This is a genomic window from Microcoleus sp. PH2017_28_MFU_U_A (assembly GCF_020738035.1).
Classification (GTDB): domain Bacteria; phylum Cyanobacteriota; class Cyanobacteriia; order Cyanobacteriales; family Microcoleaceae; genus Microcoleus.
On the sequence record NZ_JAEQCX010000006.1, the window covers coordinates 1 to 1443 of the forward strand.

Here is a 1443-nt window from a genome sequence, read left to right on the forward strand (position 1 = left end):
GTAATTGCTCAACCCCCTTGACAAGAAGACGAGATAGACATTAGATAAAGGAATGGAAAAACTCCCCGACTTAAAACAACTATCGAACGAGGCAAAAGAAGCCTTGATAGTAGAGCTATGGGAGAAAATCCAAAAACTCAGCGCAATATTAGCCACCTACGAACCAAAATCAGAGCCAGAGCCATCTCCTAAAAAAACGAGCAAAAATTCCAGCACTCCACCGTCCAAAGGATTCAAGCCCAACATTAAGCCCTCGAAAATAGAGGGGAGCAAAAGACAAAAAAGCCTAGGAAGAGCGGGAGGGGGAAGAGAACTACATCCTCATCCCGACCAAACAATCATCGCCCAACTCAAAAATTGTCCCCAGTGTGGAGAGAAAGTCACCGCCGCCACCCAAAAATTGCAATCCGTCTACGAAAAAATCGAACTACCCCCAATTCGCCCCATTATCACCCGAATAGAACGTTATGGTGGTCAGTGTGCGTGCTGTCAAACCAAGTATGTTGCACCTGTACCATTGGGAATGGAACCAGGTTCACCGTTTGGCAGTTCAATTCAAAGCTTAGTTACATATCTCCGTTACACTCATGCCATCAGTTACGAACGGCTATCGTCTATATTTGGAGAAGTCTTTGGACTCAAGATATCCGAAGGAGCAATCGCAAACCTGTTGGCAAAAGTCAAAACCAGTTTAGACGACCAAGTAAGTCAAATACTACAACGGTTGCGGCGGGCAAAATTAATTTGTTCAGATGAAACGAGTGCGAGAGTTAACGGACAGAATCAGTGGGAGTGGGTGTTTCAGAACCAGGATGTTTGTTTACACGTCATCCGTCCGAGTCGAGGGACTGGGGTAATTAACGAAGTTCTCGCAGAACATCGTCCCGATATCTGGGTGTCAGATTTATTTAGCGCTCAAAAAAATCATCCCGCACCACAATGGCAAGTGTGTTTGGCTCATCAATTACGGGATTGCCAATATGCGATTGATGCTGGAGACAGAATTTTTGCCCCAGCGATGAAGAGGTTATTATTAAGAGCTTTTATCATCCATCGACGACGATCAAAAATCGACGATGCCAGACTCAATCGATATCGAGACAATTTACAGGAAAGATTAACCGGGATTTTGAGTTTAGCGCCACATCATCCGGATGGTATCCGGTTACGAAAACGCTATGGTGGGCTAATTGACAATTTATTTCTATTTCTGGAAGATGCGGCGATTCCACCAACAAATAATAGTAGTGAACAGGCGATTAGGATGAGTGTGATATTTCGCCGTGTGACTAATGGATTTCGTTCGGAATGGGGCAGAGATTTGTTTGCTGCCGTTCGTTCCGTTGTCAATACTGGCAAGCGTCAGGGTTTAACTGCTTATCAATCTATTCAACAAGCTCTCTCTACTGATGGCTCCATTTTTTCCCCTAGTTGAGCAATTAC

Annotated in this window: 1 protein-coding gene; it reads left to right on the forward strand. The window is 44.5% G+C overall.

Features of this window, described 5'->3' with window-relative positions; genetic code table 11:
* Nucleotides 1-52 precede the first annotated feature (52 nt).
* Complete coding sequence (gene tnpC / locus JGK14_RS00060) at nucleotides 53-1435, forward strand: IS66 family transposase (protein ID WP_293328108.1); 1383 nt, start codon at nucleotides 53-55, stop codon at nucleotides 1433-1435.
* Nucleotides 1436-1443: the final 8 nt, after the last annotated feature.